Origin of the sequence: Mesorhizobium sp. M0040, from assembly GCF_040323505.1 — a bacterium.
In the GTDB taxonomy this organism is placed as follows: Bacteria; Pseudomonadota; Alphaproteobacteria; order Rhizobiales; family Rhizobiaceae; genus Mesorhizobium.
In genome coordinates this window covers 1-20,808 of sequence record NZ_JAMYVA010000041.1, presented here as the reverse complement: position 1 = coordinate 20,808, position 20,808 = coordinate 1, and the positions used below count along the sequence as shown (strand labels likewise).

The following is a 20,808-nucleotide window of genomic DNA, read 5'->3' as shown; positions in this document are numbered from 1 at the left end:
GCGAATTCGGGATATAGGTCAAGCACTTCGCTTGTGGCCTGCAATATCCCCCCATATATAACGGTTGGTTCTGACTAGTGGAAAATCATCGGTGCTGAAGAAGAATGACATCGGGCCGCAGGCCTACCGCGACGCGATGGCCCATTTTGCTGGCCATGTGCATGTAGTCACCACCGATGGCCCTGCCGGCAGGCGCGGCGCGACGGTGATCGCGGCCTGCTCGGTGTCGGACACGCCGCCAACCATCCTGGTTTGCCTCAATCGTGAAAATCCCAAGAACGAGCCGTTCGTGGAAAACGGCAAATTTGCCCTGAACACGCTGGCTTCGGATCAGGAGCCGCTGTCGATCGGCTTTTCCGGCATTACCGGCCTGCCGGTCGAGGAGCGTTTCGCGTTGGCCGAATGGGATGTGATCTCGACCGGTGCGCCGACGCTGAAGGGCGCGCTCGCCGTCTTCGACTGCGAACTGATCGACTCCAAGGATCTGGCCACCCACCGTGTGCTTTTTGGCAAGGTTACAGGTTTGCGCATCGGCGATAATTTGCGGCCGCTGATCTATCACAACCGCGGCTACCACGCTTTGTAGAGGCTTTCAGATGGCCGCGCCCGCGAAGACAGAATGACCGAGTTGAAAACCGCGTCCGGCGCCGCGGATGATCGACGAGACGCTCGATCTGTTGACCCGTGCGGATTATGTGGCGGACCGGTCGCTGGCGACCGTGCTGTTTTTATGCGTTCGGTCGACCCTCGGCGGTGGATCCAGGCTGGCGCGAAGCGCGTCGCATAACCACATGTCTGCCAGGGAGAAAATCATGGAACACAGTATCTATCTCGATGAGGCCCGCGATCCGCTGATCATCGCGGAGGGCTGGATGAAGGACGGCAAGGATGTCGCCATTGCCACCGTGGTCGAGACCTGGGGCTCGGCGCCGCGCCCGGTCGGCAGCCACCTGGTCATCGACGCCGAAGGCAATTTCCACGGCTCCGTCTCGGGCGGCTGCGTCGAAGGCGCCGTGGTCACCGAGGCGGTCGATGTTATCGATAGCGGCACGTCCAAAATGCTCGAATTCGGCGTCGCAGACGAGACCGCCTGGCAAGTCGGCCTGTCATGCGGCGGCCGCATCAAGGTCTATGTAGAAAGATTGGGTTGATCTCGAATGGATCCCTATGCGCTGAAGACACTTAACGCCGAACGCCGCGCCCGCCGCGCGGCAATCCTGGTCACAGATCTCGGCGACGGCCGCGACCGTGTCGTGCGCGAGGGCGACCGGGTAGCCGGCGAACTCGGGGCGGCCATCGCCAAGGCATTTCGCACGGGCAATTCCGGTTCGGTCGAAGCTGAGGGGCGGACGTTCTTCCTCAACGCACATCTGCCGCAGCCGCGCCTGGTGGTGATCGGCGCCGTCCACATCAGCCAGGTGCTGGCACCGATGGCCAGGATCGCCGGCTATCCTGTCGAGATCATCGATCCGCGCACGGCCTTTGCCACGCCCGATCGTTTTCCCGATATCGCGCTGCATGCCGAATGGCCAGAGGATGTGCTGACGCGTCAGCCGCTCGATAGCTATACGGCGCTGGCTGCTCTCACCCACGATCCGAAGATCGACGATTTCGCGCTGAGGGCGGCGCTCGACGCCGGCTGCTTTTATGTCGGCGCGCTCGGCAGCCGCAAGACCCACGCCAAACGTGTGGAACGCCTGCTGGCTTCGGGAGCGACAGCCGACCAGATCGCCCGCATTCATGCCCCGATCGGCCTCGACATTGGGGCTGCCAGCCCGGCCGAGATCGCCGTCGCGGTGTTGGCGCAAGCGATCCACGCCTTTCGCTCCCGCGGCCTCGAATCCAAAGGCGCCGTCGCGTGAAATTTGGTCCCGTTGCGATCGATACGGCCGAAGGGGCAGTGCTTGCGCACGCCACCACAGTCGGAGAGCGCCGCTTCCGCAAGGCGCACAGGCTAAGCGCCGGGGATGTGTCCCTGTTGAAGGCCGCTGGCATTTCCGAAGTCGTAGCGGCGGTGTTGGCGCCCGATGATCTCAGCGAGGACGTCGCCGCCGAAAAGATCGCCGCATCCATGATCCATCGCAACATCGAGGCGAAGCCCGCCGCGACAGGTAGGGTCAATCTCCACGCGCAGGCTGCCGGCATGTTCACCGTCGACGCGGCGATGATCAACGCCATCAACGCCGTCGATCCGACGATCACCATCGCCACGCTCGCGCAGCATGCGCCGGTCGAAAAAGGTCAGATGGTAGCAACGGTGAAGATCATTCCGTTTGCGGTCGTCTCCGCTTTGGTCGATGCCGTGGCAAGGATCTGCGCCGGCGGCGAGATATTTGCGGTCAACGCCTATCAGCCGGTGCGCGTCGGCGTCATCCAGACGGTGCTGCCCGGCATCAAACCCAGCGTGCTCGACAAGACGCTGCGCGTCACCGAAGCGCGCCTGGCGCGTTCGGGCGGCAGGCTGACGGCGGAGCGTCGAACCCCGCATGAAATTATCCCCCTCGCCGAGGCTGCGGCCTCGCTGATCCGCGACAACGATATGGTGGTTATCTTCGGCGCCTCGGCGATGGCCGATTTCGGCGACGTCGTTCCCGCTGCCATCGAAAAGGCAGGCGGCGCTGTCATCCGCGCCGGCATGCCGGTCGATCCCGGCAATCTGCTGGTGCTAGGCACTCTAGGCGGCAAGCGCATCATCGGTGCGCCGGGCTGCGCCCGCAGTCCCAAGGAGAACGGCTTCGACTGGGTGCTTGGCCGGCTGATCGCCGGTCTCGACGTGACCGCCAGGGATATTGCCGGTATGGGCGTCGGCGGGCTGTTGATGGAAATTCCGACGCGGCCGCAGCCGCGCGAGCCATTGCCGGCCAAAGCCGAACCAAAGGTCGAGATCGTGCTTCTGGCCGCCGGCCGCTCCAGCCGCATGGGCGGGCCGAACAAGCTCTTGGCGCTGTTCGACGGCAAGCCGCTGGTCCGTCGCACTGCCGAACGCGCGGTCGGTTCGAAAGCCGCGGCCACCATCGTCGTCACTGGCCACCAGCGCGAGCGCGTGCGCGATGCACTCTCTGGCCTCGATGTGACCTTCGCCGACAATCCGGATTTCGGCGAGGGTCTGTCTTCGTCGCTGAAGGCCGGCATCGCCAAGATTTCCGGCGACGCCGCCGGCGCCATGATTGTCCTCGGCGATATGCCCGGCGTCGCCTCGGCCGACCTCGACAGGCTGATCGAGGCGTTCTGCAGGTCCGAAGGCCGATCGGTGGTGCGGGCCTCGCACGATGGGCGGCGCGGCAATCCCGTGCTGCTGCCGCGTTCGCTGTTTGCCGCGATCGCTCACCTTGAAGGCGATACCGGGGCCCGCCATCTGGTCGAGGCCGAAGGGTTCGACGTCATCGATGTCGAGATCGGCGAAGGGGCAGCCGTCGATGTCGACACGCGCGAGGCGCTGGAAAGCGCCGGCGGCGTGCTGCAGGATTGACAAACCGAAGCCGAAAAACGCATGGCTGCGGGATGGCCTTTCGTTCCTGCCTCCGGTTCCGCTTGCCTCCCTCCGGCCTCCCGGCCCTGCTGATGGCGATTCTTTTGTCGCTCTCTTGTGCCGCCTACGCCAACGCTCTCGAACTCAAACCCTTCAAGGACGATCTGTTCGCCTATCCGGCCACACTTTCGTCCGAGAGCAACGGCGCCTATACGGTCATCGACTATCGTGAGCTGCGCGATATCAACACCCGCGACGAAGTGCCTGAGCGCCGGGTGCATGCGCAATACACCGATATCGGTGTGCGCAAGGTGCAGCAGGATTTGTTGCTGAAGACCGATGCCGGCGATGTCCGCCACATCGCCGTCGGCAAGGCCGAGGGCGCCAGCATCATCGTGCTCTATCTGCACGGGCAGGGCGGCAGCCGTAAGCAGGGTGCTGACGATTTCACTTTCGGCGGCAATTTCAACCGTATCAAGAACCTGATGGCCGGTAATGGCGGCCTCTATCTGTCGCCGGATTTTTCCGATTTCGGCGACACCGGTGCCGCCCAGATCGCCGCATTGATCGGCCACTATGCCGAACAGTCGCCGCGCGCAAAAATCTTCGTCGCCTGCGGCTCTATGGGCGGCGCGTTGTGCTGGAAGCTGGCAGGCCGCAAGGACTCCGGCGGGCGCATCGACGGGCTGCTGCTGCTCGGCTCGCTGTGGGACGAGAGTTTCTTCTCAAGCTCCGCATTCAAGCGCCGTGTGCCGGTCTTCTTCGGCCAGGGCAGCAAGGACCCGGTGTTTCCAATCGAGAAACAGGAAGCCTTCTTCCGATCGATTCTGGGCAAATCGAAAGCCTACCCGACCCGCTTTGTCCGCTTCGAGACCGGCACACATGGCACGCCGATCCGCATGACCGACTGGCGGGGCACACTCAACTGGATGTTATCGAAGGTCCCTTAGGGCGCGGTGTTGTAGTCGAGCACGGTCTGCGGGTTGATCTCGCCGTCATAAGAGGCATCGACCTCATACTGCACCAGCGAGAAATTGCCGTGGCGAAACAGGTAGGTGCCGGCCGACGAGGCGTCGCCGACGCCGCGCCACTTGTTCAAGGATGAAATCGTTTTGGTGGCCTCGTCATATTCGGAGTTGACCAACTGGTCGTCGGTCTGGAATCCGATGATGTTGATGCCCTCGACCTTGCCTTCGCTATTGTTGTTCTCATAGCGAATATCGAGTTCCGGTGACGCGAATTGCAATTGCCGGACGCCCGATACCTCGTCGTAGATGTAATAGACTGCGGTCTCATTGTAGGCGGCCATCGAGCAGAAAAAGCGAAACAGCCGTGTCTCGCGTTCGGGCTCGTTTTCGGCCGCCCCCGCATCCTTGTAGCGGAGCGAGTAGGCGTCCGGCTCTCCTCGCGGATCGCCGCCGGGCATGTCCTTGTCGCACTGGTCGCCATAAGTCGCGGCAAACGCCTTGTTGGCCTGCTCAACCGCTGCGTCCTTCTTCGGCGGCGGCGGTCCTTCGCCGCAGCTTGCCGGCACGGCATCTTCGAAATCGGCCTTTGAGGGTTTCAGCGCACCCTTGTCGATAAAGATTGCGCGAAATGGCGGTTCCTGGATCGAGGCGTTGATCTGGCGCAGCGTATAGCAGCCGGCAAAGACATTCTCGCTGCCGTCCTTGGCCGTCGCCCGGATGGCGACCGGAATGCTGTAGTAGATGCTGCCGGCAGCCCCGTCTTCGGATACGCCACCGGTTTTGACTTCGACCGTGTCCGTGCCGTCATAGCCTTTGACGAAGGAATTGAAATCCTTGGCCGGCTTGGTGTCGCCGAAATAGTCCCAGGCGCGCGCGAATTCGTGCCGGCTGATGGCACTATAAAGCGACCGGATGACCGCTTCGGCATTCGACCTGTCGTCGATATAAGGCGCGTCTGCGGCGAGCGCCGATTGGCCGGCAATGGCAAGAGAGACAAAAGCGGTCGCTGCAAAAAGTGCGCGTCTCATCGGGAACCTCCACTCGATGAAAAATCCTATCATATCGATTGCGGCGGCGTGGTGACGCTTGAACAATAGCCTGCGAAAGCGCTACCTCTCGCCGTCGGCAGTCGGGCCGCGTGGAGATTTCTTGTGACCATATCAATGTATGAAGCATCCGTGCCGGTATTTTCGGCGAGGCTGAAGGCACTAGCCAATGTGCTGAACATTGCCGAGCAAAATGCGGCTGATCGCAAGATCGATCCGCAGGTGTATCTGACGGCGAGGCTGGCGCCGGACATGTTTGCGCTGACCAGGCAGGTACAGATTGCCACCGATCACGCCAAGGGCGCGCCGTCACGGCTTGCGGGACGCGAGGTGCCAAAATACGAGGACAATGAGGCGAACTTCGCTGATCTGCAGGCCCGCCTTACCAAGACGCTCGACTATCTCGCGACATTTTCGGCGGCCGAATTCGATGGTTCAGATGACAGGATAGTCGAACTGAGGCTTGCGGGGCGCGAGGTTTCGATGCCGGGACTGCAGTATCTGCTGCACGCTGCCATGCCCAATTTCTATTTCCACCTGACCACAGCCTACGACATCTTGCGCCACAACGGCGTGCCATTGGGAAAGTCGATCTTCCTCGGATCGCGTTGAGATCCGCTCGGGAGATATCCCGGCCGCGCCGGGATATCTCGCGGCGCGCTGTTTAGCGCAGGGACATTTCCCGGGCGATGCGCGGGAAATCGGCCGGCTTGACGCCGATATCGGCGCGATCGGCATTGCTCATCGAATGGAGCAGCGCCAGCGCCGCTCGATAGCGCAGCTGTTCCCGCGGACGCGGACGGGCGAACATTTCAGTGAAGAATCCCATGATTCAAGCCCCTTATTGAACCTCCACGGCCGTCAATATAGGCAGATCATGACAATTGTGCAGTGCAGCATTCGCATGGCAGCCATGCTGCCCTGATCTTTTTTGACATGATTCGGCTGTTCCGGCGAAACTTCTGCGATGCTTCGACCGTAGGCCTCAGTGCCGGCACTTGGCCGGTTTTCCTCGCCATTCCTGGCGAACTTCCGGACTGCATTCACATGCAGTCCGGCTTTTTTGTTAGCCGCACGGAAAACTCCGTTTGCCGGCATCCTGGGAAAGCCGCCTGGCCTGCCGTCGGTGGGCTTGGAAGCGGGCGGCGCTTTCCTGTATGCTATTGCTTCCTCCTCGCGCAGCCGCGCAAAATTCCCGCCGGAGAAACTCCATGCACAAACGCCGTCTCGGCCAGACCGATCTTTTCGTGTCGCAAATCTGCCTCGGATCGATGACCTGGGGCCAGCAGAACACCGAGGCGGACGGTCACGCCCAGATGGATCTGGCGTTTGCTCGCGGCGTCAATTTCATCGACACCGCCGAACTCTATCCGATCCCGCCCAAGGCGGAGACACAAGGCCGTACCGAGACATTCATCGGCAATTGGATGAAGGAGAAGCGCAATCGCGGGCAGGTGATCATCGCCTCGAAAGTGGTCGGCCGCACCGCCAATACCTGGTTTCGCGGCGACCGCCCGTCGAAGCTGGTGCGCGCCGACATCTTCGATGCAGTCGAAAAATCGCTGGCCAGGCTCAATACCGATTACATCGATCTCTACCAAATCCACTGGCCGGAACGCGACGTGCCGTGGGGCGCCAATCCGAACCGCATCGGCGCTGTGCCGCGACGCTCCGATGCCGCCGGCGTGCCGGAGGGCGAGACGCCGATCGCCGAGACGCTTGCCGTATTCGATGAACTGGTGAAGGCCGGCAAGATCCGCCATTTCGGCCTGTCGAACGAGAATTCCTGGGGCGTCATGCGTTTCATCGCCGAAGCCGACAAGGGCCTCGGCCCGCGCGTCGCCTCGCTGCAGAACGCCTATAATTTCGTCAATCGCACCTTCGAGGTGAACCTTGCCGAAGTCTGCGAGCGCGAGCAGGTGTCGCTGCTTGCCTATTCGCCGCTGGCGCAAGGCTATTTGACCGGCAAATACGATCATGGCGCGCGGCCGCAGGGCTCGCGCTCGCAGTTGTTCAACCGCGGCCAGCGCTACGAGACTCCGAATGCTGCCGAGGTGCAGCTCGAATACAACCGGTTGGCGCGCACCTTCGGCATGGAGCCGGCGCTGTTTGCCAATGGCTATATCTCGAACCGGCCCTTGGTCACCTCGAACATCATCGGCGCCACCACCATTTCGCAACTCGAAATGGCGCTCTCTTCCGCCGACGTGGTCTGGACCGAGGACATGCAGAAAGCCGTTGATGCGATCCACCAGCGCGTCGGCAATCCGTGCCCTTGATGCGTCGGGACGTGGTTGTCTGATCGTCATAAGGAGAGGGGAACAGCCATGGACTTCCGGATCGACGCGGTGCGCGCGAAATTTCCGGCATTGTCGCTGACCGACAAGGGCCGCCGGCGCATCTATCTCGACAATCCTGCCGGCACGCAGGTCCCGCAGGCGGTGGCGGACGCAGTGTCGCGTTGCTTGCTGACCACCAATGCCAACCTCGGCGGCTTCTTCGAGACCACCGTTGCCGCACAAGACATCGTGGACGAGGCCCATCTGGCGATGGCGGATTTTCTCGGCGCTGCGAGCCCGCAGGAAATCATCATCGGTGCCAACATGACGACATTGACCTACCACATGTCGCGAACGCTCGGCCGCACGATGAAGCCCGGGGACGAGATCATCCTCACCCGCATGGACCATGAGGGCAACGTCTCACCCTGGCTGCAACTGGCTGAAGACCTTGGCCTTGTCGTGCGCTGGCTGCCTTTCGACCAGCAGAGCTGGCAGATCGAGGAGGCGGCGTTGGTCGCGCTGCTTTCCAGAGGACGCGGCTCATCGCGCTCAACTACGCCAGCAATCTCACCGGGTCGATCAACCGGGTGAAGGCGTTGACCGGCATCGCCAGGCGGGCTGGTGCGTTGGTCTACGTCGATGCCGTCCAGTTCGCGCCGCATGGCCTGATCGACGTCCAAAACCTCGGCTGCGATTTCCTGATCTGCTCGGCTTACAAGTTCTTCGGCCCGCATATGGGAATTTTGTGGGGCAGGCTGGACGTTATCGATGCGCTTAAGCCGTATAAATGCCGCTGCTCGTCCAATGCCCTGCCGGAGCGCTTCGAGCTCGGCACGCCGCAAATCGAACTGATGGCCGGCCTGTCGGCGGCTGTCGATTATTTTGCCGAGTTGGGCGCGGCAGCCGGCGCGCAAGGATCGCGTCGGCTGAAAATCGCCAAGGCCTTCGAAGTTTCAATCGCTTACGAGAACCCGCTGGCGCAACAGCTGATCGACGGTCTGTCGGATATTGCCGGCCTGACCATCCACGGCATCACCGATCCGAAGCGGATCAATGAGCGTGTGCCGACGGTGTCGTTCACTGTCGAAGGCATCGTGCCGGAGACGATCGTGCGGCAGATGAATGCCGAAAACATCTTCCTGTGGTCCGGCCACAACTACGCCTGGGAGATCGTCCACCAGCTCGGCATTCCGGCCGAGCAGGGGGTGGTGCGCATCGGCATCGCTCATTACAACACTTCAGCCGAAATCGACGAGACGCTGGAGAGCGTGCACCGCGTTGTCGCCATGCTGAGGCAGGAACGATCCTGAGCGGCCCTCGCGGGCGGATCATCGCTTGTGGGCGCCGCCAAAACCGGTGAGGAAGGCGGTGAGATTGTCGCCGAGCTCGTCGCAGAGATAGCCGCCTTCCTGGACGATGACCGTTGGCAAGCCGAGCCCGGCGATCACCTCGCCAATGCGCGAAAAACCAGGCGTGCTCACCGACAGCCCGCCGAACGGATCGCCTTCGAAGGCATCTAGCCCCAGCGCCACCACAAGCGCATCGGGCGAGAAGGCGTTGATGCGCTGGAACGATGCCTCCAGCGCTTCGAGGAACGCTGCATCGCCGGATTTGCGCGGCAGCGGCAGGTTGAGATTGTAGCCGAGGCCGGCGCCTTCGCCGCGCTCGTCGCCATAGCCCCAGAAAAACGGGTAGAAGCGCACCGGGTCGGCATGCAGCGACACGGTGAGCACGTCCGGCCGGGCATAGAAGATGCCCTGCGTGCCATTGCCGTGGTGCAGGTCGACATCGAGGATCGCCACCCGCGCCGCCTGCCTGCGCAGAACCTGTGCGGCGACCGCCGAATTGTTGATGAAGCAGAAGCCGCCGGCGACATCGGCAAAGGCGTGATGGCCGGGCGGCCGGCACAGCGCATAGGCGGCCGGCGCTCCCGACATCACCGCCTCGGCGGTTTCAACCGCGCTCCAGGCGCTCCAAAGCGCGCTCTGCCACGTCTCGCCGGAGATCGGGCAGGCGGTGTCGGCCATGTGGTAGCCGGCCTGGCCGACCGCCGAGGCCGGATAGGAGCCGTTCCGCGCGATCGGATGGATATTGGGGATGACCTCGGCCGAGGCGCCCTCGATGCGCTGCCAGCGCGGGAAGATATGCTGGAGGAAATCGAGATATTCGGGCGTATGCACCGCCGCAATCGGGCCGAGCCCATGATCCCGCGGCCGTTCGATCGTGCAGCCGGCAGCCTTGGTGCCGGCTAACAATCGCTCGACCCGTTCCGGCTTTTCCGGATTGGGCTGCGGCGCGCCGCTTGAGAGGAACGCCTTCGGGTCGTGGCGCTTCTGTTCTTCGGCATAGAAGGCTTTCATGTTGGCTCCTCCGGTGCATCGGCAAAGGCGAAAAAGGCGTCGCCGACGATCTTCTGCACCTGCTCGTAGCTCGACCAGCCAATGCCTAACCGTTCGTAAAAAGCCTTGGCGGTCTTGTTGTCGGTGTCGACGGACAGCCTGAGATAGACGCCGCCTGCCTTCCGGCACTGCGCCGCCACCCGGCGCAGCAGGCGCTCGCCGATCCTGCGGCCACGAAAACGGTCCTCGACATAGAGGTCCTGCACATAGACGCCGGGCCGTCCCATCCATGTCGAGAAGATCGGAAAATACAGGCAAAGCCCGGCAAATTCGCCACCGACTTCGGCGATCAAGGTCGAGAAGGCAGGCTTTTCGCCAAAGCCATAGGTGCGGAGATCCTGAGCTGTCGAGGTGATCTCCTGATGTGCGCCGACATGCGCGCCGAGCCGTAGGAGTGCGGCGTGCATGGTTTCGACGTCCTCGACGGTCCCGGGCCGGATGTTGATCTCGGGCAAAGCGACAGTCACTGGAGGTACGATGCCAAGGCACTCCCCTCTGGCCTGCCCTCTTTACGACTACTTGGCATCTCCCCCTCAAGGGGGGAGATCGGATCACCTCCGCGTTCGCCAATCTCCAACGCTGAAAAAGGGGAAGGACGGCGAAGCTGCCAATCTCCCCCCTTGAGGGGGAGATGCCAAGTAGTGGTAAAGAGGGCAGGACAGAGGGGGGTGGGCCGGGAGCCAAACATTTCAGATTGCCTTCCTCTCAGAACGCCACCCGGTCGCCGCCCTTGAGCGCCAGCATGGCGCGTGCCTCGGCCGGCGTCGCGACGTCCAGCGACAGCCCTTCCAGCACGCTGCGGATACGGCGGACGTGGTCGGCATTGGACTTGGCGAGCTGGCGCCCGTCGTAGAGGCTGTCCTCCAGCCCGACGCGGACATTGCCGCCCATTGCCGCCGCAATCGAGATCATCGGCATCTGGTGGCGTCCGGCGGCCAGCACCGAAAACCGGTAGCTCTCGCCGAACAGTTTGTCGGCGATGCGCTTCATGTGGACCAGGTTTTCTGGATCGGCGCCGATACCACCCAATATGCCGAACACGAATTGGATGAACAATGGTCCCGACACCAGCCCGCGGTCGCGGAAATGCGCAAGCGAATAGAGATGGCCGACATCGTAGCACTCGAATTCGAAACGCGTGCCACAGCCGCGCCCAAGCTTTTCCAGCACCGTCTCCATATCGGCAAAGGTGTTCTTGAAGATCGTGTCACGGGTAGCCTCGAGCAGCTTCGGCTCCCATTCGTGCTGCCATTCTCGCGGCCGCTCGAGCATCGGGAACAGCGCAAAATTCATCGAACCCATATTGAGCGAACACATTTCCGGCTCGGCCCTGAGCGGCGCGGCCAGCCGCTGGTCGAGCGTCATCAGCGACGATCCGCCGGTGGTGATGTTGATCACCGCATCGGTCGCCTGCTTGATGCGCGGCAGGAACTGCATGAACACCTCGGGGTCGGCGGTCGGCCGCCCATCCTTGGGGTCGCGGGCATGAAGATGCAGGATCGAAGCGCCGGCCTCGGCGGCGGCGATCGCGTCTGCGGCGATCTGGTCCGGCGTCACGGGCAGATGCGGCGACATCGATGGCGTGTGCACCGACCCGGTGACGGCACAGGTGATAATGACTTTGCGCGGTGCCATGGTCGCCTCAACCTTCGACCGGCAGGTCGAGCTCGCCGGCCAGCACCTCGAGCGAGTCGCCGATGATGGATACGATCTCGCCGATCTGCGCGGCGGTGACGATCATCGGCGGCGCGACCATGAAATTGTCGCCGTCGACACCGCCCTTGACCTTGCGTCCGTAGATGATCAGGCCGCGCTCGTAGGCGAGGTCGAGCAGATGCTGGGTGGCCTTCTTTGCCGGCTCGATCGGCCTCAGCGTTTCTGGGTCGGCGACCATTTCGGCACCGGTGAGCAGGCCCTTGCCGCGGACGTCGGCGATGAACGGAAACCGCTTCGCCAATCCCTTCAGCTCGTCCATCAATAGCTCGCCCATGACAGCCGCGTTGGCGATCAGGCCGAGACGGTCCATCTCGCCGAGCACGGCGAGCCCGGCGGCGCAGGCGAGCGGATTGCCGGCATAGGTATGGCCGTGCTGGAAGCCGCCCGACGCGAGCAATGGCTGCACCAGCCGCATCGGTGCCGCCAGCGCGCCGAGCGGCGCGTAGCCAGAGCCCAGCCCCTTCGACAGCGCGACGATGTCGGGCTTGCAGTTCCAGTGGTCGCCGCCGAGGAATTTTCCGGTGCGGCCGGCACCGCTCATCACTTCGTCATGGATGAGCAGGATGCCGTAGCGATCGCAGATCTCGCGGATGCGCGGATAGTAGCTGTCCGGCGCCACCAGTGCTGCCGTGGCAGCGCCGCCGACTGGCTCCATGATGAAGGCGAGCACGCTCTGCGGTCCCTCGGCGAGGATCTTTTCCTCCAGCATGTCGGCGTAGCGGATGCCGCGCTGTTCCATCGAAAGATTGTCGCGGTCGCGCCAGGCGATGGGCGCCGGCACGGTCGGCATCATCTGCATCATCGGCACAAATGTTTCGGACAGCGCATCGTCGCCGGTGACGGCGAGCGCGCCGAGCGTGCCGCCATGATAGGACGGAAAGCGCGTGATCACCTTCCAGCGGCTGGGCTGACCGGTGGCGACCGCCCACTGCCGCGCCAGCTTGACGCAGGATTCCGTTGCTTCCGAGCCGCCGGAGACGAAAAAGATGCGGTCCAGGCCCTCGGGGAGTTTGGCCGCCAGCTGCCGCGCGAGCTCCTCTGCCGGTTCGTTCTCGAAATGCAGGCGGTAGGCGAAGGTGGCGCGGTCCATCTGCCGTTTCATCGCGTCGAGCACGTTGCGATTGGAGTGGCCGATATTGGCGACCATCGGGCCGCTCGATCCGTCGATGAAGCGGCGGCCATCCTGCGTCCACATGTAGATGCCTTCGGCGCGGTCGATCAGCGGCCGGCGCACGCTGGATAGATAAAACAGATGCGAGGCTTCGCGAGTTTCCGGGGCAGGAGACTTCAACATGTCATGGCTTTCCAAGATAGCGATCGAGGACATTTCTGGTGACGCGCTCTACCATCGCATCCTGCCTTAGCAGGCCGGCAACCCATTCGCAGCTTCCGGCGTGAAACACCTCGCCTTTGCCGCGCGGGAAATTGACGATCATGCCGTTGCCGCGTTTGACCTTGTCGAGGTTGGCATCGCTTGCCTCGCCGAACAGCGTCTCGGCGGTGAAGCGTCCGTCCTCGTCGCCGAGAAACTGGTCGTCGAACGCAATGTCGGCGCTTTCCTCGACCTGGCTCGCCATGCCGACGGCCAGCACTTGCAGCCCGTCCGGTGCACCGCTGTCGGGCTTGGGGTAGGGCAGGCCGCCGCGGATCTCGAAATCGAGCCCGTCGACCTCGTAGCCATAGACATGGCTGTCGGCGCCGAGCAGATCGCCATAGTAGATGCCGGTGCCGGCAAACGCCCAATGCTCCGGCCGGTAGACCGGAAAGCCGCGTACGCCGCGCGGCGCGCAGCCGCCCCAGCCGGCATAGACGCCTCTTGTCGCGTTGAGGCCGAAGGTCGCCGCACCCGGCCGGCCGATTTCCGGCGCTTCCCAGGAATTGGTGGCGCGCCTTATATCGCCGCCGCGATAGGCCGGGTCCTCGGCGCGAGCGCGGTATTTGTAACAGACCTGCCGGCGGCCTTCGTCCTCCAGCCTGGTCTGCCACATGAAATTGCCGGCAAAGCGCGCCGCATGACCGCCGCGCTCGACATAGGTGTCGACCGCATCGCGCATTTCCCAGGTCCAATATTCGTCGTGGCCGACCAGGACGACGCAGTCATAGCCGTCGAGAATGTCGGGCGAAAAATGCAGATCGTGCTGGCTGGCGAGATCGACGGCGTAGCCGGCACGCTCGGCGAAGCGGAAGAAATGGCTGTCGTAGCTTGCCCAGCCGGACGAGGCGTATTTCTTCGAATGGCCGGTAGCAAAGGCCCATTCCATATGCGGATAGCGCGGCACGGTTTTCGGCGGCACGGCGACTTCGAGCGGCACGCGCGGCGCGTCCCTGGGCAGCACGACGAAGCCGCGGCACCACGGCCGCTGCGTCGACACCATTCGTGCATATTGGTCCCGGCCTGGCCCGGTGATGCCTTCGTAATGGTTGGAACCGCCCCATGTATTGTAGGCGAGCCAGGTGCCGGTGGCCGCCACCTGCAGCACACGGCCAGGCTTCTTGCCAGGCTGCGGCGCGACGATAAAAAGATGGTGGCAGCGGATCGGCTTGCCGTCCCGGCCATCTGCCGTCAGCGTCACGCGATAGGCGCCGGATGGCCAGTCGTCGCCGATGCGAAACTCGAACGAAGCTTGCCAGCCGCAGCCTTCGACCGAACATTGATCCGGCGTATCTTGCCAGCGCGCCGCAATCCCGGTCCTTTCGAACATTGTCGTTTCCGCGCCGCCGTCGCGGATGATTGCGATGCCGAAACCGGCGGCCGTCGAACTGACATGCAGCGCCACCATCTCGCCGGGGCGATAGGAAAAACGGTCGCTGTAGCACCAGATTTCGCCGCGCCCGCCATCCATACCGGGCCATTCCCAGTAATGGCTGCGCACCGCCTGGCGTCGCTGCTCCGGCGTCAGTCCGAAATCGGGAAACTCGGTCGGCAGATGGTTCATGGACACCGCTAAGGTCGAAGGCCGCCATTTCGGCCATCCGCCGGCCAAGCGTCAATTGGAAACGATCGGGCCAGCCATTGCCGGGCTGCTCACTTGGCCTTGCCTGACAAACAGACTATCTCACAAATGGCGGCGTTGTCCGCCACGGGAGCCGATATGCTGAGAGTGCAAAAGGTCAGGGTCAACGATATCTACGTGCCGACGGCGCGCAAGAAGACGCTGCATCCCGAAACCGTCCGCCATCTGGCCGAGGACATTCTGGAAAACGGCATGAAGATGCCGATCCAGGTGCGCCATGACGGCAAGCGCCATATCCTGGTCGAAGGGTTGCATCGGCTGGAAGCGGCCAAGTGGCTCGGCGAGACCGAGATCGACGCCTATCTGGTGCAAGCCAAGCGCCACTGAAGCCACTTATTTCCGTCGTTCGAATCTCCTGTCCCGCGGATTTTTTCGCGGACCGTGTCGGCTTGCGTCTTGTCGGTTCGTCCTAGACACGGAAGCCAAAACCGACATGTGAGGAAACATCATGACCACCAAGCTCGACGTCGCCCCCAACTCCGACCGCGAGCTGGTTCTCGCCCGCATCATCGATGCGCCGCGCGAGAACGTCTATCGCTGCTGGACCGAGCCGAAGCTCTTGACGCAATGGTTCGCGCCGAAGCCGTGGACGACGCCGCGAGCGGAGATGGACGTTCGCGCCGGTGGCACCAGCCTGGTCGTCATGGCCGGTCCCGACGGCAACGAGTTTGCGAATCCCGGCGTCTTCCTCGAAGTCGTGCCGGGCAGGAAGCTCGTCTTCACCGATGCCTATACCAAGGCGTGGGAGCCTTCCGCAAAACCGTTCATGACTGGCGTTGTGACACTCGAGGACGAGGGCGAGGGCAAGACCCGCTACATCGCCCGGGTTGCGCATTGGTCGGTCGCCGACCGCGAACAGCACGAGAAAATGGGTTTTCACGACGGCTGGGGCCAGTGCGCCGAACAGCTTGAGGAGGTCGCAAAGCGACTTTGATGCAAACGGGAGAGGGAGACTGATGTCCAGATCGGTATTTTTCGCCATTTTCGCCTCGGCCGCCGCGCTGTTTGCCGCGCCGGGCAGCATAAACGCAGAGGAGGCCAAGCCCGCCATGACGACCGCAACCGCAACACTGCCGACGCCGGAAAAATCCGGCCTGCTGCCGATCAACGGCCTGAACTATTATTACGCCGTCTACGGCAAGGGCGAGCCGCTGCTTCTGCTGCATGGCGGTCTCGGCACGACCGACATGTTCGCGCCGATCCTGCCGAAACTTACCGAAAACCGCACCGTCATCGGGGTCGACCTGCAGGGCCATGGCCGCACCGCGCTCGGCGACCGGCCGCTCAGCCTGGAGGCGATGGGCGACGACATGGCGGCGATCGTCAAGGCGCTCGGCTACGACAAGGTCGACGTGATGGGCTATTCGCTGGGCGGCGGCGTCGCCTTCCGCATGGCCGTCCAGCATCCCCAAACGGTGCGCCGCCTGGTGCTGGTCTCGACCGGCTACGCCGCGGACGGCTTCTATGCCGAGATGCGTGGCCAGCAGGCACAGGTCGGCGCGGCGATGGCCGACATGATGAAGGACACACCGATGTACAAATCCTACGTCGCGGTTGCGCCGCATCCGGAGGATTTTCCGAAACTGCTCGACCAGCTCGGCGCATATATGCGCAAGGACTACGACTATTCGGCCGACGTGCCGAAGCTGAAAATGCCGGTGATGCTGGTGTTCGGCGACAGCGACATGTACCGGCCCGAGCACGAGATCAAGTTCTATCAGATGCTCGGCGGCGGGTTGAAGGACGCCGGCTGGATGCGCGAGAACCTGTCGCAGAACCGCCTGGCGATCGTGCCGAACCGCACCCACTACGATGTGTTCTTCGCGCCGGAACTGACAGCTGCCGCGCTGCCGTTCCTCAATGGCCAGACCAAGGTCAAGACCTGGGACGAGGTCGTCAACGAAACGAACTGACGCCCAGTCAATTGTCTGCCGGCCGTCTTCCGCGAGATGGCCGGCATGTCGCCCATGGGGCCTTGGCCCGGCGCATCGGCCAATCGTGTATTGGCCGAATCACAGCCATAGATGGCGCCATCAAAGCTTTTCAATTGACGCTGCCACGCCTATCGATAGGTATGCCGCCTATCCTCACAGGGCAGGGACGCGGGTGATGGCAAGATATCAGGGCGGGTGTTTGTGCGGTGCGGTGCGCTACCGCGCCGAGGCGGCACCGATCAATGAGCGCGTCTGCCATTGCCGGTTGTGCCAGAAGGCGCTGGGTGCCGCCTTCAACGCGCGCGTGCTGTTCCGCATCGATGATGTGACGGTCGACGGACCGCTGGCGACGGTGAATTCCTCGCCCGATCTCAAGCGCGGCTTTTGTCCGCGCTGCGGCACGACGATGTTTTCCCGGCGCGATTCCGCCGGCATTATCGGCATCACCACCGGCTCGCTCGATGATCCCTCGTTGTTCAGGCCTGAGATGCATATCTGGACCGCCTCGAAGCAGCCCTGGGTGCAGATCGACGACGGCCTGCCGCAGTTTGAAGGCGCGCCACCTCCGGCTTGAGGTGGAATCTGGACAAAATTTAATCCGAAGCGACACGAGATAGCCGGCAAAGCGTCATTGGCGGGCCATCATTGCTGCCTATCTATTGGCATGCGGGCAGGCAGTCGAGGAGGCGACGGATGAACGACAGCATCAACACCCTGGATGAACTCTTGAGCGATCCGATGATCAAGCTGGTAATGGAGCGCGACCGCGTGCAACCGGCACAACTTCGCACGTTGCTCGAAGAAAAGGTCCGCCGGGTAGACGATGATGCGCCGGTCAACGATCGCTTTGTACCGCCGGCCCACCTCATGGCCACGACCTGTCACAAGCTGTGGTTGTGCAGCTAGGGTCTTGAAGCGGTCAGCCGGAATTTGCCGGCAAATAGCTGTAATGGCTGCGGAAATAGGCAAGCTTGAAGCCGAGGCGTGCATAGTTGCGGTAGGCTGGCCCGTCACGTTCGGCTCGCGGCGCCTCGATATCGGCCACGAACAGTTTTGCACCGGCCGCAAGTCCGTCGCGCACCATCGCTTCGCCGAGCATTGCATCGAGGTCGAAGCTCGGCGCCATGATGCCGGGCACCGGCGCGTCGATGCCGCTCCAGGCCATGCCGTCGGCGCCGATGAACATCGAGCGCACCGCCGCCACCGCGTCTTCCCGCCGCAGCATGTAATGATGCCAGCCGCGTCGGCCGGCCAGCGCCAGCAACCACGGTGAGGTCGGCAACCGATATTGGCTGTCGATGAACCCAGCCCATTCCCTTGCCGTTGCCGGCGTCACCCGCTCGACCGAGACATCCTCCGTCGGGAAAAGCGGCTCAGCGGGCAATGGCGTGGCGTCGCGAAAGATGCGTTCCCAGCCGGCCTGACGTTGCAGGCCGCGCGCCTCGAGCCAGCAGCTGAGCGTCGCGGGCTCGGTGTGTGGGTTGGTGTAGAACCAGGGCCGCAGAATGCCGGCGTCGCGATAATGCGCCAAAAGCGCGTCGAGCCGGCTCTCGGTGGCCGCGCTCTCGACGCCGAAATTTTTGACACAGTTGAAATGGATGAACGGGATCGTCGTGCAGGTGGTCCAGACGAGATCGCCATCTTCGGCGATGGCAAGGCCTTGCCTTGCGGCAAAGTCTGCCGGGGCGGCGCGATAGAGATCGAGCCAGGCATTGACCTCGGCGCGTTCGATGGCGCGACTGAGGTTGCGAGGTATCTCGTCGACCCCGATGGCGGGCGAGCATGGCTCCGGCGGGACTACGGGCTGCAATTCTGACGGGCGGCGGGCTGCATGGCGTCCTCCACGTGGTGCCTTACACCGTAAGATTAGTAGAGACTAATCTCATGCCGTGAGTTGTCAAGCCGAGGCAGCGACGTGGCCGAACATTGGAGGGACAGCACACCTCCGCCCGGCCAACGTCCCGCTGCAAAGCCCTAACAATTCGATTCAAACTTTGTTGGTAGTTTCTTGTTAGGAATCCAGCTTGGTTTGTCCGGCGGCGTTGTCCTGCCTTCGGTCTGTTGTGTTTTGCGTACAGGTCCAGATGCGGTTATCAGGCGTCGTCATCTTTTCGATCGCAGCGCTGTGCCTTGCCGGCTGCACGTCAACCTCCGGCGTCGATGCGCTGCAAGTGCCGTCCAGCGAGACCACCAGCTCGGTTGTGCGGCCACCCGCGCCGGTGGCGTCCGTGGCGAAAACTGATGCTGCGCCCGCTTTTGCCGAACAGGAGCAGGACGAACAGCCGGTCGCGATGGACGTACCCGATCAGGACGTCGAACCGCCGGCCGAGGTGATCGCGCTGATGTCGCCGCCGAAGCGGCTGACACGCGCGGCACCAGCAATGCTTGCCGAACCGGTCACGCGCTATGGTTTTCGCGATGCCAAGCCGATCAATTTCGGCAAGGCATCCTCGCCGAGGCGTCTCGCCGTCCACGGCGTCGACGTTTCGCGCTGGCAGGGCAATGTGAACTGGGGAAAGCTGCGTGCCCAGGGCGCCAACTTCGCCTATATCAAGGCCACCGACGGGGGCGACCATCTCGACCCGATGTTCACCAGAAACTGGCGCAGTGCCGACGCCGCCGGCCTCAAGCGCGGCGCCTATCACTTCTTCTATTGGTGCCGCACCGCCGGCGAGCAGGCCGATTGGTTCATCCGCAACGTGCCGCGGGTCGAGGGTGCGCTGCCGCCGGTGATCGACGTCGAGTGGAACGGCGACTCCAGCTGCAAGCGCCGCCCATCGCGGCAAAAGGTGCTGGAAAAGATGCAGGTGTTCATGGACAAGCTCGAGCGCCACTACGGCCAGCGGCCGATCATCTACACCGCGCCCGACTTCTACCGTGACAATCTCAGGGGCGCCTTCCTCGATTATCCGTTCTGGCTGCGCGCCGTGGCGGCGCACCCGTCAAAGGTCTATCCCGACCGCAAATGGCTGTTCTGGCAATATTCCGGCTCCGGCCTGTCGCACGGCGTAAGAGGCCGCATAGACCTCAACGTCTTCCACGGCGATGAGAGGGCCTGGCGCGACTGGGTGGGCGGCCGGCAGATGGTGGCCGAGGCGGAGTAGCGCGGCAGCTTCTTCCTTCTCCCCATGTGGGAGAAGGTGGATTGGCGCGCAGCGCCAAGACGGTTGAGGGGTGTTGGACGGAGTGCGTCGGTGCCAAGCTGGAGCACCCCTCATCCGACCTCGCTTCGCGAGGCCACCTTCTCCCACAAGGGGAGAAGGGGAGGCGCCGCGCCATCCCCTTTGGTTGGTCTCGAACGTCGGCCCTTATCTGAGGATTCCTTGGAGGTCGTCCCCAGGATTGGATAACGTCGCCCCATGCCGCACCAGCCCGTTGCGCCGACCAAACGTCGTTTTGCCCGCTCGATGCGACGCGAGCCGACGGAAGCGGAAGGCCGCCTGTGGCACGAACTGCGCGGACGCAGGCTCGATGGCATCAAATTCCGGCGCCAGGTTCCGGTCGGCAAATTCATCGCCGATTTCATTTGCGCCGAGGCCAGACTGATCATCGAGATCGACGGCAGCCAGCATGCGGGTTCGAACTATGACCGGGAGCGGGACGCCGAAGGGCGAGGGGCTTTCGTGTACTGCGTTTCTGGAATGACGACGTGCTGCGGGATCTGAACGCAGTCTGCGACACCATCATCGCTTACGTCCGCGATGACAGTTTGCAGCCTTGGCGGTAATAGCGCGCTCTTCCCTTCTCCCCCTGACAAGGGGAGAAGGTGGCTCGGCGCGGAGCGCCGAGACGGTTGAGGGGTGTTGGACGGAGTGCGTCGGTGCCAAGCTGGAGCACCCCTCATCCGACCTCGCTTCGCGAGGCCACCTTCTCCCACAAGGGGAGAAGGGGAGGCGCCGCGCCATCCCCTTTGGTTGGTCTCGAACGTCGGCCCTTATCTGAGGATTCCTTGGAGGTCGTCCCCAGGATTGGATAACGTC

Annotated in this window: 21 protein-coding genes and 2 pseudogenes; 15 read left to right on the top strand and 8 right to left on the bottom strand. The window is 63.1% G+C overall.

The features are described 5' to 3' along the window. Positions 1-91 precede the first annotated feature (91 nt). From NKJ91_RS25720 to NKJ91_RS25700, 5 genes are all read left to right on the top strand, one after another. Complete coding sequence (locus tag NKJ91_RS25720) at positions 92-586, top strand: flavin reductase (protein ID WP_352457772.1); 495 nt, start codon at positions 92-94, stop codon at positions 584-586. Between the two features lie 226 nt (positions 587-812). Further along, positions 813-1,151, top strand: a complete 339-nt coding sequence (locus tag NKJ91_RS25715; RefSeq protein WP_352457771.1) for an XdhC family protein — start codon at positions 813-815, stop codon at positions 1,149-1,151. 6 nt (positions 1,152-1,157) lie between these two features. Beyond that, positions 1,158-1,862 carry an XdhC family protein gene (locus NKJ91_RS25710; protein WP_352457770.1) on the top strand — a complete coding sequence of 235 codons (705 nt, stop codon included), beginning with the start codon at positions 1,158-1,160 and terminating at the stop codon, positions 1,860-1,862. Beyond that, entirely contained in the window at positions 1,859-3,469 is a 1,611-nt protein-coding gene (locus NKJ91_RS25705; RefSeq protein WP_352457769.1) for an NTP transferase domain-containing protein, read from the top strand. The genes NKJ91_RS25710 and NKJ91_RS25705 overlap by 4 nt, the downstream gene beginning before the upstream one ends. 92 nt (positions 3,470-3,561) lie before the next feature. Beyond that, positions 3,562-4,419 (top strand): alpha/beta hydrolase, encoded by an 858-nt coding sequence (locus NKJ91_RS25700; RefSeq protein ID WP_352457768.1) that lies wholly within the window; start codon positions 3,562-3,564, stop codon positions 4,417-4,419. Here the strand turns inward: NKJ91_RS25700 and NKJ91_RS25695 are convergent. Beyond that, on the bottom strand, positions 4,416-5,465 hold the full coding sequence (locus NKJ91_RS25695) for a DUF1176 domain-containing protein (RefSeq protein WP_352457767.1): 1,050 nt from the start codon (positions 5,463-5,465) through the stop codon (positions 4,416-4,418). The two genes, NKJ91_RS25700 and NKJ91_RS25695, sit on opposite strands and share 4 nt — an antisense overlap. A gap of 123 nt (positions 5,466-5,588) precedes the next feature. Between NKJ91_RS25695 and NKJ91_RS25690 the strand changes: the two genes are divergently transcribed. Beyond that, positions 5,589-6,095: a DUF1993 domain-containing protein gene (locus NKJ91_RS25690; RefSeq protein ID WP_352457766.1), complete on the top strand. Its 507-nt coding sequence runs from the start codon at positions 5,589-5,591 to the stop codon at positions 6,093-6,095. 52 nt (positions 6,096-6,147) lie between these two features. Here the strand turns inward: NKJ91_RS25690 and NKJ91_RS25685 are convergent, their stop codons facing one another. Continuing rightward, entirely contained in the window at positions 6,148-6,312 is a 165-nt protein-coding gene (locus NKJ91_RS25685) for a hypothetical protein (RefSeq protein ID WP_023674744.1), read from the bottom strand. Positions 6,313-6,694: 382 nt separating this feature from the next. On the opposite strand from NKJ91_RS25685, the gene NKJ91_RS25680 reads away from it, so the two are divergent. Beyond that, entirely contained in the window at positions 6,695-7,762 is a 1,068-nt protein-coding gene (locus NKJ91_RS25680; protein ID WP_352457765.1) for an aldo/keto reductase, read from the top strand. Positions 7,763-7,810: 48 nt separating this feature from the next. Continuing rightward, a pseudogene (locus tag NKJ91_RS25675) lies at positions 7,811-9,075 on the top strand (cysteine desulfurase-like protein). An 18-nt stretch (positions 9,076-9,093) separates the two neighbouring features. Here the strand turns inward: NKJ91_RS25675 and NKJ91_RS25670 are convergent. The 5 genes from NKJ91_RS25670 to NKJ91_RS25650 all read right to left on the bottom strand — a co-directional run bounded on the left by NKJ91_RS25670 (position 9,094) and on the right by NKJ91_RS25650 (position 14,816). Further along, on the bottom strand, positions 9,094-10,125 hold the full coding sequence (locus NKJ91_RS25670) for a histone deacetylase family protein (RefSeq protein ID WP_352457764.1): 1,032 nt from the start codon (positions 10,123-10,125) through the stop codon (positions 9,094-9,096). Beyond that, positions 10,122-10,571 carry a GNAT family N-acetyltransferase gene (locus NKJ91_RS25665; protein WP_198023527.1) on the bottom strand — a complete coding sequence of 150 codons (450 nt, stop codon included), beginning with the start codon at positions 10,569-10,571 and terminating at the stop codon, positions 10,122-10,124. Before NKJ91_RS25665 ends, NKJ91_RS25670 begins: the two co-directional genes overlap by 4 nt. 298 nt (positions 10,572-10,869) lie before the next feature. Next, a complete protein-coding gene (gene kce, locus NKJ91_RS25660) occupies positions 10,870-11,799 on the bottom strand; it encodes a 3,5-dioxohexanoate:acetyl-CoA acetone transferase (RefSeq protein ID WP_352457763.1) in 930 nt (309 codons plus the stop codon). A gap of 7 nt (positions 11,800-11,806) precedes the next feature. Next, positions 11,807-13,174 carry an aminotransferase family protein gene (locus tag NKJ91_RS25655; protein WP_352457762.1) on the bottom strand — a complete coding sequence of 456 codons (1,368 nt, stop codon included), beginning with the start codon at positions 13,172-13,174 and terminating at the stop codon, positions 11,807-11,809. 1 nt (position 13,175) lies between these two features. Beyond that, on the bottom strand, positions 13,176-14,816 hold the full coding sequence (locus NKJ91_RS25650; protein ID WP_352457761.1) for a N,N-dimethylformamidase beta subunit family domain-containing protein: 1,641 nt from the start codon (positions 14,814-14,816) through the stop codon (positions 13,176-13,178). A 156-nt stretch (positions 14,817-14,972) separates the two neighbouring features. Here NKJ91_RS25650 and NKJ91_RS25645 point away from each other — a divergent pair, with 156 nt between their 5' ends. The 5 genes from NKJ91_RS25645 to NKJ91_RS25625 all read left to right on the top strand — a co-directional run bounded on the left by NKJ91_RS25645 (position 14,973) and on the right by NKJ91_RS25625 (position 17,734). After that, a complete protein-coding gene (locus NKJ91_RS25645; protein ID WP_023674751.1) occupies positions 14,973-15,221 on the top strand; it encodes a ParB N-terminal domain-containing protein in 249 nt (82 codons plus the stop codon). A 121-nt stretch (positions 15,222-15,342) separates the two neighbouring features. Next, positions 15,343-15,828 (top strand): SRPBCC family protein, encoded by a 486-nt coding sequence (locus NKJ91_RS25640; protein ID WP_352457760.1) that lies wholly within the window; start codon positions 15,343-15,345, stop codon positions 15,826-15,828. A 22-nt stretch (positions 15,829-15,850) separates the two neighbouring features. After that, positions 15,851-16,807, top strand: a complete 957-nt coding sequence (locus NKJ91_RS25635; RefSeq protein ID WP_352457759.1) for an alpha/beta fold hydrolase — start codon at positions 15,851-15,853, stop codon at positions 16,805-16,807. A 196-nt stretch (positions 16,808-17,003) separates the two neighbouring features. Then, positions 17,004-17,402 (top strand): GFA family protein, encoded by a 399-nt coding sequence (locus NKJ91_RS25630; protein ID WP_352457758.1) that lies wholly within the window; start codon positions 17,004-17,006, stop codon positions 17,400-17,402. A gap of 119 nt (positions 17,403-17,521) precedes the next feature. Next, positions 17,522-17,734 (top strand): hypothetical protein, encoded by a 213-nt coding sequence (locus NKJ91_RS25625; RefSeq protein WP_023674755.1) that lies wholly within the window; start codon positions 17,522-17,524, stop codon positions 17,732-17,734. A gap of 13 nt (positions 17,735-17,747) precedes the next feature. Here the strand turns inward: NKJ91_RS25625 and NKJ91_RS25620 are convergent, their stop codons facing one another. Beyond that, on the bottom strand, positions 17,748-18,638 hold the full coding sequence (locus tag NKJ91_RS25620; protein ID WP_352457757.1) for a hypothetical protein: 891 nt from the start codon (positions 18,636-18,638) through the stop codon (positions 17,748-17,750). A 274-nt stretch (positions 18,639-18,912) separates the two neighbouring features. Here NKJ91_RS25620 and NKJ91_RS25615 point away from each other — a divergent pair, with 274 nt between their 5' ends. Together NKJ91_RS25615 and NKJ91_RS25610 are read left to right on the top strand one after the other, a co-directional pair. Further along, positions 18,913-19,932 (top strand): GH25 family lysozyme, encoded by a 1,020-nt coding sequence (locus NKJ91_RS25615; RefSeq protein ID WP_352457756.1) that lies wholly within the window; start codon positions 18,913-18,915, stop codon positions 19,930-19,932. Positions 19,933-20,187: 255 nt separating this feature from the next. Next, positions 20,188-20,555: pseudogene (locus tag NKJ91_RS25610) on the top strand (endonuclease domain-containing protein). Positions 20,556-20,808: the final 253 nt, after the last annotated feature.